The 14,196-nt window shown below is 71.5% G+C and carries 14 protein-coding genes; 6 read left to right on the top strand and 8 right to left on the bottom strand.

Features of this window, described 5'->3' with window-relative positions; translation table 11 throughout:
• Window positions 1-2: 2 nt before the first annotated feature.
• The 5 genes from ACZ6C6_RS27270 to ACZ6C6_RS27250 are packed head-to-tail and all read right to left on the bottom strand — an operon-like array spanning window position 3 to window position 5,160.
• Window positions 3-260: a phosphopantetheine-binding protein gene (locus ACZ6C6_RS27270; RefSeq protein WP_164404293.1), complete on the bottom strand. Its 258-nt coding sequence runs from the start codon at window positions 258-260 to the stop codon at window positions 3-5.
• Window positions 257-1,798 (bottom strand): AMP-binding protein, encoded by a 1,542-nt coding sequence (locus ACZ6C6_RS27265; RefSeq protein ID WP_469206224.1) that lies wholly within the window; start codon window positions 1,796-1,798, stop codon window positions 257-259. Before ACZ6C6_RS27265 ends, ACZ6C6_RS27270 begins: the two co-directional genes overlap by 4 nt.
• A complete protein-coding gene (locus ACZ6C6_RS27260; RefSeq protein ID WP_469206222.1) occupies window positions 1,795-2,649 on the bottom strand; it encodes a MaoC family dehydratase in 855 nt (284 codons plus the stop codon). The genes ACZ6C6_RS27265 and ACZ6C6_RS27260 overlap by 4 nt, the downstream gene beginning before the upstream one ends.
• The gene (locus ACZ6C6_RS27255) at window positions 2,646-3,896 is read right to left on the bottom strand and encodes a beta-ketoacyl-[acyl-carrier-protein] synthase family protein (RefSeq protein ID WP_469206220.1); all 1,251 of its coding nucleotides are present in this window, start codon (window positions 3,894-3,896) and stop codon (window positions 2,646-2,648) included. The genes ACZ6C6_RS27260 and ACZ6C6_RS27255 overlap by 4 nt, the downstream gene beginning before the upstream one ends.
• 46 nt (window positions 3,897-3,942) lie before the next feature.
• The gene (locus tag ACZ6C6_RS27250; protein WP_365687115.1) at window positions 3,943-5,160 is read right to left on the bottom strand and encodes an aminotransferase class I/II-fold pyridoxal phosphate-dependent enzyme; all 1,218 of its coding nucleotides are present in this window, start codon (window positions 5,158-5,160) and stop codon (window positions 3,943-3,945) included.
• 378 nt (window positions 5,161-5,538) lie between these two features.
• On the opposite strand from ACZ6C6_RS27250, the gene ACZ6C6_RS27245 reads away from it, so the two are divergent.
• Window positions 5,539-6,396, top strand: a complete 858-nt coding sequence (locus tag ACZ6C6_RS27245) for an AfsR/SARP family transcriptional regulator (RefSeq protein WP_469206218.1) — start codon at window positions 5,539-5,541, stop codon at window positions 6,394-6,396.
• Window positions 6,397-6,526: 130 nt separating this feature from the next.
• On the opposite strand, the gene ACZ6C6_RS27240 is transcribed toward ACZ6C6_RS27245, so the two are convergent.
• Genes ACZ6C6_RS27240 through ACZ6C6_RS27230 form a run of 3 tightly spaced genes read right to left on the bottom strand, consistent with a single transcriptional unit; the run spans window position 6,527 to window position 8,531 of the window.
• The gene (locus ACZ6C6_RS27240) at window positions 6,527-7,282 is read right to left on the bottom strand and encodes an SDR family NAD(P)-dependent oxidoreductase (RefSeq protein ID WP_365687118.1); all 756 of its coding nucleotides are present in this window, start codon (window positions 7,280-7,282) and stop codon (window positions 6,527-6,529) included.
• Entirely contained in the window at window positions 7,279-8,265 is a 987-nt protein-coding gene (locus ACZ6C6_RS27235) for a 3-oxoacyl-ACP synthase III family protein (protein WP_469206216.1), read from the bottom strand. The genes ACZ6C6_RS27240 and ACZ6C6_RS27235 overlap by 4 nt, the downstream gene beginning before the upstream one ends.
• Window positions 8,266-8,276: 11 nt before the next feature.
• Entirely contained in the window at window positions 8,277-8,531 is a 255-nt protein-coding gene (locus tag ACZ6C6_RS27230; protein ID WP_018105947.1) for a hypothetical protein, read from the bottom strand.
• Window positions 8,532-8,723: 192 nt separating this feature from the next.
• Here ACZ6C6_RS27230 and ACZ6C6_RS27225 point away from each other — a divergent pair, with 192 nt between their 5' ends.
• The 5 genes from ACZ6C6_RS27225 to ACZ6C6_RS27205 all read left to right on the top strand — a co-directional run bounded on the left by ACZ6C6_RS27225 (window position 8,724) and on the right by ACZ6C6_RS27205 (window position 14,127).
• Window positions 8,724-9,602, top strand: a complete 879-nt coding sequence (locus ACZ6C6_RS27225; RefSeq protein ID WP_164404286.1) for a class I SAM-dependent methyltransferase — start codon at window positions 8,724-8,726, stop codon at window positions 9,600-9,602.
• A 9-nt stretch (window positions 9,603-9,611) separates the two neighbouring features.
• Window positions 9,612-11,168 carry a flavin-containing monooxygenase gene (locus tag ACZ6C6_RS27220; protein ID WP_469206213.1) on the top strand — a complete coding sequence of 519 codons (1,557 nt, stop codon included), beginning with the start codon at window positions 9,612-9,614 and terminating at the stop codon, window positions 11,166-11,168.
• 19 nt (window positions 11,169-11,187) lie between these two features.
• Complete coding sequence (locus ACZ6C6_RS27215; RefSeq protein WP_469206211.1) at window positions 11,188-12,681, top strand: FAD-binding protein; 1,494 nt, start codon at window positions 11,188-11,190, stop codon at window positions 12,679-12,681.
• A 70-nt stretch (window positions 12,682-12,751) separates the two neighbouring features.
• Window positions 12,752-13,282, top strand: a complete 531-nt coding sequence (locus tag ACZ6C6_RS27210; RefSeq protein WP_469206209.1) for an SRPBCC family protein — start codon at window positions 12,752-12,754, stop codon at window positions 13,280-13,282.
• Window positions 13,279-14,127: an alpha/beta fold hydrolase gene (locus ACZ6C6_RS27205; protein ID WP_469206207.1), complete on the top strand. Its 849-nt coding sequence runs from the start codon at window positions 13,279-13,281 to the stop codon at window positions 14,125-14,127. The genes ACZ6C6_RS27210 and ACZ6C6_RS27205 overlap by 4 nt, the downstream gene beginning before the upstream one ends.
• Window positions 14,128-14,196: the final 69 nt, after the last annotated feature.

Genomic DNA, 14,196 nt, shown 5'->3' with positions numbered 1-14,196 from the left:
GGTTAGCCATTCACCTCCTGGCGGGCGCCGACGACGAAGGTGTCGATGGCGGTGACGCTGCGGAAGTTGTTGGGGTCGAGGTCCGTGTCGTCCACGGCGAGGCCGAAGCGGTCCTCCACCCAGGCGATCAGCTTGAGGAGGCCGAGCGAGTCGATGGCTCCGCTCGACAGCAGGTCCTGGTCGTCGGCGAGTTGGTCCTGGGTGAGGTCCGGCAGGAACTCCTCGATCAGGAACTGCTTGATGGTGGCCGTGTTGCTCATGACGTCCTTCCTTCTACGGTGGTCAGCCGGCGGGAGTGGTCCGGCGCCGGGGACGGCGGCCGGGACGGTCCGCTCAGCCGGTCGAGCGCGGTGCGGTCGACCTTTCCGGTGGCGGTCTTGGGCAGCGGTTCATCGGTGATCCGCAGAACGCCGGGGACGGCGGCCCTGGGCAGGGCGCGGGCGCAGTGTTCCTTCAGGACCAGGCTGTTGAGGCCGCTGCCGGGTGCGCGCCGCACCCCGGCGACGAGCCGTTTGCCGGTGAGCGGGTCGGGCTGCGCGGCGACACCGGCCTCCAGGACGGCGGGGTGGCTCAGCAGCACCTGCTCGATCTCGGCGGTGTTGACGGCGACGCCGCGCACCTTGACCTGGAAGTCGCTGCGTCCGGTGAGATACAGCAGCCCGTCGGCGTCGCGCCGTACGAGGTCGCCGGTGCGGAACCAGGTGCCGTCGTCGTGGCCGAGCGGATGGCCGGTGAACCGGCCCTGGCTGCGGGCCGGGTCGAGGTAGCCGGAGGTCTGGAAGGGCGTCCTGACGTGCAGCTCGCCGGCGCCGGGGCCGGTGACCTCGCGGCCTTCGGCGTCCAGGACGAGGACCGAGACCCCGGGGAGCGGGGTGCCGATGGGCAGCGGGCCGAAGACGGTGGCCGCGGGGTCGACGTCGTGGGTGAAGCTGTCGTTCGTCTCCGTGCAGCCGTAGATGTTGGTGAGGCGGGCGGCGGGCAGCACCTCGCGCAGCTCGGCCAGGGTGCGTTCCGGCAGGACGTCGCCGGTGAAGGCGGCCCGGCGCACCGAGGGCAGCAGCACACCGGCCCGGCGGGCCGCGTCCAGGACGAGCCGGTAGAACATCGGCACGGCCTGGACGACCTCCACGTCGTGACGGAGCAGCAGGTCGAGCAGGTGGCGTCCGTCGACGGCCTTGTCCGGGTCCACGAGGACGACACGGCCGCCGTGCGCGAGGGTCGTCCACACGTCGAGGAAGCAGAGGTCGAAGTTGAGCGGCGCGTAGTTGAGGACGGTGGTCCCCGGCGCGATGGCGAAGGCGGGCCCGGCCCAGCTGACGAACCGGTCGACGGCCCGCTCGTCCAGCGGAACGGTCTTGGGCAGCCCGGTGGAACCGGACGTGGTGAGCATGAAGGCGGTACGGGGAGGCACCGGGTACGCCGCCGAGCGGGCCGGGACCCGCACACCACGAGGTTCGCCGCCGGGGGTCAGCACGTGCCGGCAGCCTGCCTGGGCGAAGAGCTGGGTCAGCAGTTGCTCGCCGAGGTGCGGGGAGGGCAGCAGGAACGGGCGGTGGGCGAGCAGGCAGCCGAGGACGAGCGCGATGGCGTCGGGTGACTTCTCGGCGAGGATGCCGACGGGTTCACCGGTCGGCAGCCCGAGGAGTGCCAGCCGTTCGCGTTCGCGGCCGGCGCTCTCGTACAGCTCGCGGTAGCTGGTCTCCTCGCCGTGCCAGACCAGGGCGGGCGCGTCGGGGCGCTCGCGGACCTGGGTGAGGAAGCCGGGGAGCAGTCCGTCGGTGGCGCCCTGGCCGGTCATGGCCGCCGTCCCGCCAGCCGGGCCCAGCCGCTCTTCACGGCGATGCCCGACGGGGTGCGGCAGGTGAAGCGGACGAGGGTGCGGTCGGCGTCAGGGGCCAGTTCGACGCGCAGCGGCACGTCCGGGACCACCGGTGCGGAGAACCGCCCGCTGACGGCGAGGACCCGAGTGACGTCGCCGTCCGCGTACCGGTCGGCGATCTCCTCGACGGCCAGGGCCAGCACGCTCATCCCGTGCGCGATGACACTGGGGAACCCGGCGTCCTTGGCCGCCCGGTCGTCCAGGTGGATCGGGTTGAGGTCGCCGGACGCGTGGGCGTAGCCGCGGATCCAGGCGGGGGTGAGCCGGTGCTCCGCGGCGGCCGGCTCACCGGCTCCGCCGGACGGGGCGGGTGCGGCCGGTGCCGGGATCTGGCCGAAGGGCTCGATGGTGGCGGCGCCCACCAGCAGGGCGCTGGTGAGGAGTTCGGCGCGCGGGTTGCCGTCCTCGCCGGTGAGGCGGGCCCGGACGGCGACGCGGGTGCCCTTCGGTTCGCGGCGGGCACCGGCCACGTCGAGGCCGACGGTGATCCGCTCACCGGGCAGCAGGGGCTGCTCGATCCGGATGTCCTGGCCGAGGTGGACGACGGAGACGGGCTCGGGCTCGGCCGCCGCCAGGTCGCGTACGGTCGCGTCGGCGAGGGTGTGCGCGAGGACGAAGGCGTGCACCGGTGAGGCGCCGGGCTGCCCGGCCGGGGGCAGGTCCGCGCGGACGGCGGCCCTGAAGGCGGCCACCTCGTCGGCGGTGAGGGTGCGGATCGCGGTGCGGGGCTGGGCGGTGGCCCGGTCGGTGGTCTGGGCGGTGGTCGTCATACCGGCGCCACCACCATGCTCGCGTTGTGGCCGCCGAAGCCGAAGGAGTTCGACAGCGCGGGTCCCAGGGCGACGGGCCGTGGACTGGTGTGCACCACGTCGATCTCCATTCCTGGCTCCAGGTGTTCGTGGTTGGCGGTGGGCGGCACCTCTTGGGCGCGCATCGCCTGGACGGCGGCGATGATCTCGACGGCGCCGGCCGCTCCGATGAGGTGGCCGATGACGCCCTTGGAGGCGGTGACGGGCGGGCCGTCGGAGCCGAAGACCTTGGTGAGGGCCGTGGCCTCGGCGCGGTCGTTGTGCGGGGTCGAGGTGCCGTGCGCGTTGATGTGGGTGATCTCGTCGGGGGCGAGCCCGGCGGCGGTGAGCGCGCCGGTCATCGCGGAGACCGCGCCGGCCCCGTCGGCCAGCGGCATCGAGAGGTGGTACGCGTCCGAGGTGGCCGCGTACCCGGCGATCCGGGCGTAGGTGCGGGCGCCCCGGGCGAGCGCGTCGTCCAGGCGTTCCAGGACGACGAAGCCGGCCCCTTCCCCCATGACGAACCCGTCCCGGTCCCGGTCGAAGGGGCGGGAGGCGTGCGCCGGGTCGTCGTTGCGCCCGGAGACCGCGTTCAGGTTGCCGAAGGCGGCGAGGGTGACCGGGGTCAGGGTGGATTCGCAGCCGCCCGCGATCGCCACGTCCGCCTGGCCCGACCGGAGGAGCGCGGCGGCGTGCCCGATGGCGTCGACGCCGCTGGCGCAGGTGGTGGCGATGGTGGTCGCGGGCCCGGTCCAGCCGAGGCGCATGGCGATCTGGGCGGCCGCCGCGTTCGGCATGGTCAGCAGCGGCATCAGCGGGTTGACCCGGTGCGGGCCCGCCTCGCTGTAGTGGGCGGACTCGCGGTCGCTGGTGGCGCGGCCGCCCACCGCGTTGCCGACGACGATCGCGGTGCGCCCGGGTTCGGGCACGGGTGCACCGGCGTCGCGGTGGGCGGCGAGCGCGGCCGTGGTGCCGTACAGCGCGAAGGGGTCCATGCGCCGGGCGTCCTTGGCGGACACGAGGGCGTCGGGGCCCTGCGTGTCGAGTCCGCTGACCCGGCAACCGATCCGGACCCGGTGGCGGGACAGGTCCAGGTGGTCGAGCGGGGCCGCGGTGGAACGGCCGGCGCGGAGTGCGGCCCACAGGGCGTCGGGGGTGCACCCCGCCGGGGTGACCACACCGATCCCGGTGATCACCACCGGGGTGCGGTGGGAGGCTGCGGCTGTCATCTTCGGTCTCGTCTCCGTCCGGTGTCCCGGGGGCTGGACCGGCCGGTCAGGCCGGGATGATGCCGCACTCGCGGGCGGACTTGATGAACGCGTCGGCGGCGAAGTCGATGTCCTCGGGCGTGTGCCGCGCGGTCACCGCGATCCGCAGCCTGGCCAGGTCGTTGGGGACGGCCGGGGTGACCACGGGGATGCCGATGACGCCGTTGCGGCGGCAGGCGGTGGCCAGGTCGTACGCCTTCTCGTCGGAGCCGGCGATCAGCGGCAGCACCGCGGTCTCGCTGTCCTGCGTACGCAGCCCCTGGGCGTTGACCAGGGCGCGCAGGCGGGCGGACTCGCGCTGGATGTGGGTGACCCGCTCCGGTTCGCGTCGCAGGATGCGCAGGCTCTCCAGGGCGGCTCCGGCCTGGGCGGGGGCGAGGGCGGCGGAGAAGAGGAACGGCCGGGCGGCGTAGCGCAGGTGGCCGATGAGCTCGGCGGGTCCGGTGACCCAGCCGCCCATGGACGGGATGCCCTTGGACAGGGTGCCGAGCTTGACGTCGGCCTTCACCCGGTGGTCGAAGTGCTCCTCGATGCCGCGCCCGGTGGCGCCGATGACGCCGAGCGCGTGGGCCTCGTCCACCATGAGCAGCGCGTTGTGCTCGTCGCACACCTTGCGCAGCTCGGGCAGCGGGGCGATGTCGCCGTCCATGGAGTAGACGCTGTCGACGATGACGAGCCGCACCCCGTCGGGCGAGGCTGCGGCCAGGCGCCGGTCGAGGTGGTCGACGTCGTTGTGGCGGAAGCGGGTGACGGTGGCGCCGGAGAGCCGGCAGCCGTCCACGATGGAGGCGTGGTCGTACTTGTCGATGAAGACGGTGTCGCCGGCGCCGACGAGACCGCCGACGGTGCCCACGTTCGCCGCGTAGCCCGAGCTGAAGACCATGGACGCCTCGCGGTCCGCGAAGCTGGCGACCTCCGCCTCCAGCTCCTCGTGCAGCGGGATCGTGCCGGCCAGGGCGCGGACCCCGTGGTTGCCGGTGCCGTAAAGGTCGACGGCGGCCTTGGCGGCGGCGACGACGCGTTCGTCGCCGCCCAGACCCAGATAGCTGTAGCCGGACATCATCAGCAGCCGTTGTCCGTCGAGATCGGCGTAGGCGCTGTCCCGCTCGACCGTGTAGGAGACGAAACTGTTGCGGCGCTCCGGCTCGGACTCCAGTGCCGCCACGCGCCTGTTCGTGGCGGCCAGCTTCGGCGCCAGCCGTTCCCAACCTCCGGTTGCGTTCACGTGGGTCTCCTCAGACTGATTCAGTCGGCCGGCGAACGGCCTATTCATGACAGGATTTCTACGCCGCGCTCCGCAACGCCGCCGCAACAAGGAAGCCGGAGCCCTTCTCGAATTACGCTCGAAGCCACTCGGGATTCACTAGAAAACCCCTGGTGAATCCATGGAGAAGAGAAGAAACATGGACCCGCGATTCAGCGGAACTTGGGCTTCCACTCATTCTCCCCGGTATGTTCCCGGGCTCAATTGACACGGCCTGAACGCCCCTGCGAAGGTCACGTCGACATCACGGGGAATGGCGAGAACTGAACGGCGCAAAGAGAAAGCAACGGCGCCGTGTTCCCCGCTCGGTTCCTGATCTGCCGCAGGGGGAGTGTCGACGTGTTGATCCGGCTCGTAGGACTTGTCAGCATCGAGCACGAGGCGGAACCGCCCCGGCACCTGTCGAGCGCACAGGCCCAAATCGCCTTCGCCCGGCTGGTCCTGGAGCGCTCCGCGGGCACCAGCCGCGACCAGCTCGCGGACACGCTGTGGCCACAGGGCCTGCCCGACACCTGGGCGTCCGCGCTGCGCAGTGTCGTCAGCCGGGTGCGGTCCTTCGTCACCAGCGCGCACCAGAGGCCCGGCGAGACTCCGCTGGTCGCCCAGAGCGGGCGCTACCTGCTGCATCTGCCGGGCGACGCGCTGACCGATGTGGAGACGGCCGAGGCGTCGGTCTCCGAGGCCCGGCAGGCGTGCCGGGAGGGCGCGCACGCGGTGGCCCTGCAACTGGCCTCCGGCGCGGTCTCCAATCTGCGCGGCGCGTTCCTGCCCGCCCACGAGGGCGAGTGGGTGAACACCACGCGCGAGCGCATCGAGGCGGTGCGCCTGAGCGCCCTGGAGCTGTCCAGCGCCTCGGCCGCCGCCCTCGGCAACAGCCACCACGCCCTGCGGTACGCCGACGAGGCGGTGCGCAGGGCGCCGTTCCGGGAGAGCGCGCACCGCTGCCGGATGACGGCGCACGCCGCCGCCGGCAACCGGGCCGACGCGCTGCGCGTCTACCAGCAGCTGCGCGAGCTCCTGTCGGACGAGCTCGGCATCGAGCCCGCCCCGTCCACCCAGACGCTCTATCTGGGCCTGCTCCGAGAGCCCGACCCGGCCCGCGAGGCGGCCCGTGCGGTGGCCCCGTACCGCGGCCCGGCGAGCGTCGACCCGCTCCTGATGAGCGCGTACGCGCCCCTGCTCCCGCCGGCCGCGTAGGCCCCGCCCGGGCAGGGAAACGTCCGCTGAATGCTCCTGCGAAATCCGGTTCGCAGGAGCATTCAGCGGACGTTTCGTGCGGAATTTTTTTCCCGGGGGGCTTTCCTCGGAAAGCCCCCCGGAGTGGATATCAGGTGATGGTGACGCCGCTGTCGATGCTGATGACCTGACCGGTCATACAGTCCTGGTCGAGGAAGAGGGCGGAGCTGCGCGCCACCTCTTCCACGGTCACGAAGCGGGGCACCGGCGCCTTCTTCTCCATCGATTCCACCACGTGGTCGGGGAGGGTCTGCGTCATGCCCGTGATCATGAATCCGGGTGAGAGCGCGTTGACCGTGACACCCCGCCGCCCGCACTCGGCGGCCAGGGTCCGGGTGAAGCCGATCAGGCCGGCCTTGGACGCGGAGTACGCCGTCTGCCCGGCCGTCGCGATCAGCCCCGAGGGAGAGACCACGTTGATCACCCGGCCCCACCGCTTGCGCAGCATGTGCGGGACGCACACCCGGGCCGTGTGGAAGGAGCCGATGAGGTTGGTCTGGATCACCGCCGCCCAGTCCTCGGGCTTCTGCATCGCCATGACCTGGTCACGGCGGATCGCGCCGTTGTTGACGAGGACGTCGACCGGGCCCAGTTGCTCGGCGATCTGCGCGTGCATGGCCGTGACGGCCTCGTACGAGCCGACGTCGCCGGTCACCAGGACGGAGTCGTTGGTGAGCTTCTCCTGCACCGCGAGCGCGGCGTCCTTCGCGCTGTTGTAGTGGACGGCCACCTTGCAGCCGAGGGCGTCCAGTTCGATCGCCAGCGCCTGGCCGAGCCCGCCGGAGGCGCCCGTCACCAGGGCGACGGGGTGCTCGGGCCGGGTGCCGGCGGGCTTCTGCGTACTCATCGTGTCCCTCCGCGCCATTCGAGGAGCATGGAGCCCCAGGTCATGCCTGCGCCGAAGCCGGCCAACAGGACCAGGTCGCCGTTCTGGATGCGGCCCTCGTCCAGCGCCTCGGCCAGGGCGATTGGGATGGACGCGGACGCCGTGTTCCCGTACTTGTGCAGGTTCGCGACCAGGGCCTCGGGCCGCAGTCCGGTGTGGCTGAGGATCGAGTTGATGATGCGGATGTTGGCCTGGTGCGGGATGACGTGGCGTACGTCGGCCGCCTCGACCTTGGCGGTCTTCAGCGTCTCCCGGACCGTACGGACGGTGTACCGCACGGCGTTCAGATAGATCTCGTTCCCGTTGATCTGCGCGTAGTGCAGACCCTGGCGCACCGTTTCCTCGGTGGTCGGCATACGGCTGCCGCCCGCGAGGACCTTGAGGCTGCCGGTGCAGCTGCCGTCCGCGCCCAGGTTCCAGGCCAGGACGTTGCTGTCGGCCGCGGGGACGAGCACGACGGCTCCCGCGCCGTCCCCGACCAGGATCGACAGGTCCCGGTCGGCGGGGTTCGCGGTCAGCGTGTGGGTGTCGGAGCCGATGAGCAGGATCGGCCGCGGGTCGATCGCGATGAGGGCCATCGCGGAGACGAGCCCGTAGACGAAGCCCGCGCACTCGGAGTTGACGTCGTGCGCGCTGCCGGCGATGCCCAGTTCGTGGTGGACGAACGCGGACGTCGCCGGCGAGGGCTGCTCGGGCGTGGCGGTGGCGACGATCAGATGGGCGATGTCGCCGCCGCTCAGGCCCGCCTTCGCGAGGGCGCGCCGGCCGGCCTCGACGGCCAGCGAGGCAGTCGTCTGGCCGGGCCCGACGGCGCGCCGTTCACTGATCCCGCACCGGCTGGTGATCCAGTGCTCGTCCACGCCGAAGCGCTCGGCGAGCTCCGCACTGGTGACCACCTTTTCGGGGACGGATATGCCCCATCCGGTGATGTCGAAGCCGTTCATGCGCGCCCGCTTCAGGCCTGCGCCGGCACGAGCGCCAGGATGCGGTCGTAGACGTGGCGCAGCGTCGTGGTGTCGTCCAGGTCGGCGAAGAGCGACTCGTCGGCCGGGATGTCCGGGTAGGTGTTCTGGAACCCGTACAGCCACTCCATGAGGTCCAGCGAGTCCACGTCCGGGATGTGCTGGAGCGGGTGGTCCGGGTCGACCTTCTGGGCGCCGGACACGGCCTCGAGCTGGCTCGCCAGTTCTTCGATGGTGGGCAGAGACATGGGGTGAGGTCCTTCCTCCGCAGGGCTTGGCCTTGTCGAAACGCATGGAACCCGTACGCACGCAACCGGCGCGCAACAGCCGGCGCCCCCGTCGTGTTGCACGTCTCTTGCGATGCGGGGGTTTTCTCGTCTCGCGATGACATCGCAGGCACCACGCCATGAGCATGAGCCGGACGGGAGTTGAGGACGAAGATGACCACGGTCGCAAACCAGTCGGTCCCCGAGGTCGACGCGATCAGGCACCACTACGAGGTGAGCAACGACTTCTACCGCCTCCTGCTGGGCCCGACGATGATGTACTCCGGCGGTTACTGGGAGGAGGGCGAGGGTCTCACCGAGGCCCTCGACGAGGCCCAGGAGCGCAAGCTGGACAAGTTCGTCGAGCTGGCCGGAGCGGCGAACGCCCGCCGCGTCCTGGACGTGGGCTGCGGGTGGGGCACCATGCTCAACCGCGTCACCACGGTGCACGGCGTCGAGCAGGCGGTCGGGCTGACGCTCAGCCGCACGCAGGAGCAGTTCATCGCCGGCCTGGACAACCCGCGGATCACCACCCGGGTGGAGTCCTGGGAGGACCACACCACCGACGACCCGTACGACGCGGCGTTCTGCATCAACGCCCTGGAGCACTTCGTCTCCTCGACGCTGCCGCCGCGCGAGCGCACCAAGAAGTACCGGGTGTTCTTCCAGAAGGTCGGCGCCACCCTGAAGCCGGGCGCCCGCTTCGTGCTGCACACCATGACGGCCGAGGCGCTGCCCATGAACCGGCAGCTGCTGGACGACCTGAAGTTCCTGCAGCGCTCGGAGTTCGAGAACTGCCACATCCCGCACCTGCACGAGCTGACGCAGGCCGCCGAGGGCCTGTTCGACGTGGTCGAGGTCGTCAACGAGCGCGAGTCGTTCGCGGTGGCCTGCCGTGCCTGGCTGCAGCTGCTCGCCGAGCGCCGCGACGAGGCCGTCGCCATGGAGGGCGAGGAGGTCGTGGCCCGCTTCGAGCGCTACCTCGACATCTTCGCGTACACGCTTGAGGACAAGTTCTTCAACAACTTCCGCGTCACCATCGCGCGCCGCTAGGAGGCTGACGTGACGAGCACTCTAGAGCCGCCGCGCAGCGACGAGGACAGCCGCCCGGCCGGCGGCGGCGGACCGCAGCGGCATCTGCGCGTCGCCGTCATCGGCAGCGGGTTCTCCGGCCTCGGCATGGCGATCCGGCTGCTGCAGAAGGGCGTGGACGACTTCCTCGTCTTCGAACGCGCCGACGAGGTGGGCGGCACCTGGCGGGACAACTCCTACCCGGGTGCTGCCTGCGACGTGATGTCCCACCTGTATTCGTTCTCGTTCGCGCAGAACCCGGAGTGGAAGTCCACCTTCGGCAAGCGCGACGAGCTGTACGCGTATCTGCGGGACACCGCCGACCGGTTCGGGGTGCGTCCGCACATCCGCTTCGGACACGAACTGCTCGGGGCCCGCTGGGACGAGACGACCCGGCGCTGGCACATCGAGACCTCGCAGGGCGACTACACCGCGCAGGTCCTGGTGAGCGGCACCGGCTACCTCAGCGAGGCGGCGGTCCCCGACATCCCGGGCCTCGCCGACTTCGCGGGCACCGTCTTCCACTCCTCCCGCTGGCGGCACGACCACGACCTGAGCGGGCGCAACGTCGCCGTGATCGGCACCGGCGCCTCCGCCATCCAGTTCGTGCCGAAGATCCAGCCCGAGGTGGGGCGGCTCGACCTCTACCAGCGCACCCCGCCGTGGATCGGCCCGAAGAACGACAAGGCGACGAGCCCGCTCCAGTCCAAGCTGCTGCGCGGCGTCCCCGGCTACCAGAACTTCCGGCGCAACTTCAACATGTGGGGCCGGGAGATCCTGGCCTTCGTGATGAAGCGGCCCAAGGTCGCCGGGAAGATGCAGAAGATGGCCAGCGACCACCTGAAGAAGTCGGTCGCCGACGAGACGCTGCGCGCGAAGCTCACCCCGGACTACGTGATGGCGTGCAAGCGCCTGCTGTTCTCCAACACGTGGTACCCGGCGATCCAGCAGCCCAACGTGGACCTGGTCACCGACGGCATCGCGAAGGTCACCGCCCACTCGATCGTCACCGCCGACGGGGCCGAGCGGGAGATCGACACGATCATCCTGGGCACGGGCTTCAAGGCCACGGACCGCCCGGTCGCCGGGCGGATCACCGGCCGCGGGGGCAGGTCGCTGCGCGAGGTGTGGCAGGAGGACGGCATGGCCGCGCACCGCGGCACCACCGTCGCCGGCTTCCCGAACCTGTTCCTGCTGCTCGGCCCGAACACCACCCTGGGGCACTCCTCGCAGGTCGTGATGATCGAGGCGCAGATCGGCTACGTGCTGGACGCGCTGAAGGTCATGGACCAGAAGGGCCTGGCCTCGGTGGAGGTTCGAAAGACGGTCCAGGACGACTGGAACGAACGGCTGCAGGCCCGCCTCGATGGCACCGTGTGGAACGCAGGCAACTGCAAGAGCTGGTACCTCGACGCACACGGGCGCAACCCGTCGATCTGGCCGACGTACACCTGGCGCTTCCGTCGCCAGACCAAGCGATTCACCCCCTCCGAGTACCAGCTCGCCACCCTCGCGGGCGCCGGCCTGCCGGCCCTGAACCACACGTAATGGACGGGAGACAGACCGAATGAGAAGCAGCAGCACCCCCATCACGCGGCGCAGCATCCTCGGGGGCATGGCGGCCGCCACGGTCATCGGCTGGAGCACTTCGCACCAGGCGTGGGCACGTGAGTCGGACTCCTTCGCCCATACGGCGGCGAGCCTGCCGTCGCTCGACGGCACGCTGGAGACCTCGGCGGGTGTCACGTCCACGTTCAACCACGACTTCGGCCACATGGTGACCGGCGCGTGCTGGGCGGTGCTGCGTCCCGGCTCGGTGCAGGACATCGTCAAGATGGTCAACTACGCCCGGGCCAACGGGCTGAAGATCGCGATGAACGGCCGCGGCGGGCAGAACGGCGACGAGGAGTCGCACTCCTGCTACGGGCAGGCGCAGGTCCCGCAGGGCGGCATCGCGATCGACGCGCGCGGCCTGACGAGGATCGTCCGCATCGGCTCGTCGTCCGCCGTGGTGGAAACCGGTGTCACCTGGGCCCAGCTCACCGACGCCGCCCTCGCCCGGGGCCTGACCCCGCCGGCGCTCACCGACTACCTGCACCTGTCGATAGGCGGCACGCTCAGCGTCGGCGGCATCGGCTCCACCGTGGCGCGTTACGGGCTGCAGATCGACACCGTGAAGTCGATCGACATCGTCACTGGCAACGGCGACCTGGTCACGGCCAGCCCCAGCTGCCACGCCGATCTGTTCAACACGGCGCTCGGCGGCGGCGGCCAGGTCGGCATCATCGTGCGCGCCGAGGTCGCCCTGATCCCGGCACCGCCGAAGATGACCGTCTTCACGCTCTACTACAACGACGTGTCCGCGTTCCTCGCCGACTCCGAGAAGCTCATGGCCGAGAAGCGGTTCGAGGGCCAGGTCGGCGAGATCGCCCGAACCCCGGACAACTCCGGCTGGTGGTACAAGCTGGAGGGCCAGGCGTACTGGAAGGGCGGCACCGCCCCCGACCGCACCGCGCTGCTCACCGGTCTGCACGACGAGCGGGCGTCCGCGACGATCGAGGACCTGTCCTTCCGCGAGGCCGTGTTCCGCACCGACGGCGACGAGGCGTGGCTCAAGGAGAACGACTTCTGGGGCCAGCCCAAGCCGTGGCTGAGCCTGTTCGTCCCGGCGTCGAAGGCGAAGGCGTTCGCGGACCTGCTGACCGCCGAGCTGAACGGCGACGACCTGGGCGCGGGCTTCCTGCTCTACTACCCGTACCCGACGTCGAAGCTGACCCGACCGCTGTCGGTGCAGCCCTCCGAGCCGACCGCGTACCTGTGCGACGTGCTGCGCTTCCCCGCCCCGGGCGCGGACATCGCGCGGATGCTGGACCAGAACCGCCGCCTGTACGACAAGGCGGTCGCGCTGGGTGCCAAGCGCTATCTGGTGGGCGCGATCCCGAACATGACCCCGGCGGACTGGCGGACCCACTTCGGCGCCCGCTGGAAGGTCCTCGTCGCGGCGAAGCAGCGCTACGACGCGGCGGGCATCCTCACCCCCGGTCAGGGCTTCTTCGGCTGATCCGGGACGCCAGGGCCCCGGCCGGCGAGACCCAGACCGCCACCCGGAACACCCCGACAGGAGAATCGGCATGACAGTTTACGACTTGATCGACGAGGCGATCGTGGACGCGCCGCCGGAGGCGGTGTGGGAGGCGCTGATCGCCGAGTTCCGAGGCGCCGGCCGCTGGTGGGTGCCGGCCAACACCTTCGCCGCCGTGTCCGGTTCGCCGGACGAGGTGGGCGGCGAGGTCGCGGTCACGGTGCACACCAAGGGCGTCGACAAGGGCGGCCCGAAGCTGCGGTTCACCGCGCGCACCCGGGCCGTCGAGCCCCAGCGGCTGCTGTCGGTCGACTACGTGTCCGGGGTGTTCCGGGGCACCAGCGACTTCTACCTGGAGCCGCTCGACGGCGGCCGCACCAAGGTCGGCATGCACTTCGTGGGCCGGCCGAACGGCTTCCTGAAGGTCCTCGCGAAGGTCGCCGACATCGGCGCGGAGCACTCCACCGCCACCAGCAAGGCGTTCGTCCGGCTCGGCGAGGTCCTCGCGGCCGGGACCGCTCCGGCCGCACGGACCGGTGAGGCGGCGAAGGCCCGGAAGCTGGAGGGCAGTACCCGATGACGACGGTGGCCGCCGCGCCGGCGACCGAGACGCAGGTGCGCACCGACGACGGGGCCCGCCTGGCGGTGTCCGTCCTGCCGCCGCTCACGCCCCCGACCGGCGTGACCGTGGTGCTGGTCCACGGCTGGGGCGCGTCGCGCCGGGTGTGGAGCACGGTGGCCGACCGGCTGATCCGCCTCGGGCACCGCGTCGTCTCCTACGACCTGCGGGGCCACGGCGCGTCCACGCAGGGCACCGAGCCCTTCGGGATCGCCCGGCTCGGGGCGGACCTGGCCGCGGTCCTCGCCCATGTGGAGGCACCGGACGCCGTCGTCGTCGGGCACTCCGGGGGCGGGTTCGCCGCCCTGTCGTACGCCGCGTCGGAGAACCGGAACGCCGGCGCGCTGAGCGGCCTGGTGCTGCTGGCCACCGCGGCGCACGACCAGGACACGCCGGACAGCGAGGTGCGCATGATGGGCAGCGCGCTGTTCCAGCGGGCCGTCTCGCGCCCGGCCCTGGGCCGCAAGCTCCTCGGGCAGAACATGCTCGGCCCGAAGGCGGACCGGCGGCTGAGCGAGGTGAACCGGCAGATGTTCGCCGCCGCCGGGCCCGCGATGCGCGCGGAGGCGTTCCGTTCCTCGCGGGGCATGGACCTGCGCGAGGCCCTGGTGTCGGTGACCGTGCCGGCGGTGGTCCTCGCGGGCACCCGCGACAAGGTGATCGAGCCGCGGCTCGGCCGGGTCGTCGCGGAGGCGCTGCCCCGGGCGCGCTTCGAGGAGGTGCCGGACGTGGGGCACATGCTGCCCCTGGAGGCGCCGCAGACGGTGGTGGGCGCGGTCAGCGAGCTGACGCGGGACCACGGATAGCGCGGCGCGCTCAGGGAGAGGCGGCCGGTCCCGGGCGGGGGCCGGCCGCCTCTCCCTGAGCCGGCATGA

The organism is Streptomyces sp. NPDC041814 (assembly GCF_055590565.1).
This window is presented reverse-complemented; position numbering and strand designations above follow the sequence as displayed.

What these genes read in the sequence shown, in the direction of transcription:
- ACZ6C6_RS27230 (WP_018105947.1), bottom strand. Translation starts at nt 8,531, where the DNA reads ATGTCTCTGCCCACCATCGAAGAACTGGCGAGCCAGCTCGAGGCCGTG.
- ACZ6C6_RS27265 (WP_469206224.1), bottom strand. Translation starts at nt 1,798, where the DNA reads ATGACCGGCCAGGGCGCCACCGACGGACTGCTCCCCGGCTTCCTCACC.
- ACZ6C6_RS27210 (WP_469206209.1), top strand. Translation starts at nt 12,752, where the DNA reads ATGACAGTTTACGACTTGATCGACGAGGCGATCGTGGACGCGCCGCCG.
- ACZ6C6_RS27270 (WP_164404293.1), bottom strand. Translation starts at nt 260, where the DNA reads ATGAGCAACACGGCCACCATCAAGCAGTTCCTGATCGAGGAGTTCCTG.
- ACZ6C6_RS27255 (WP_469206220.1), bottom strand. Translation starts at nt 3,896, where the DNA reads ATGACAGCCGCAGCCTCCCACCGCACCCCGGTGGTGATCACCGGGATC.
- ACZ6C6_RS27205 (WP_469206207.1), top strand. Translation starts at nt 13,279, where the DNA reads ATGACGACGGTGGCCGCCGCGCCGGCGACCGAGACGCAGGTGCGCACC.
- ACZ6C6_RS27215 (WP_469206211.1), top strand. Translation starts at nt 11,188, where the DNA reads ATGAGAAGCAGCAGCACCCCCATCACGCGGCGCAGCATCCTCGGGGGC.
- ACZ6C6_RS27240 (WP_365687118.1), bottom strand. Translation starts at nt 7,282, where the DNA reads ATGAGTACGCAGAAGCCCGCCGGCACCCGGCCCGAGCACCCCGTCGCC.
- ACZ6C6_RS27260 (WP_469206222.1), bottom strand. Translation starts at nt 2,649, where the DNA reads ATGACGACCACCGCCCAGACCACCGACCGGGCCACCGCCCAGCCCCGC.
- ACZ6C6_RS27225 (WP_164404286.1), top strand. Translation starts at nt 8,724, where the DNA reads ATGACCACGGTCGCAAACCAGTCGGTCCCCGAGGTCGACGCGATCAGG.
- ACZ6C6_RS27235 (WP_469206216.1), bottom strand. Translation starts at nt 8,265, where the DNA reads ATGAACGGCTTCGACATCACCGGATGGGGCATATCCGTCCCCGAAAAG.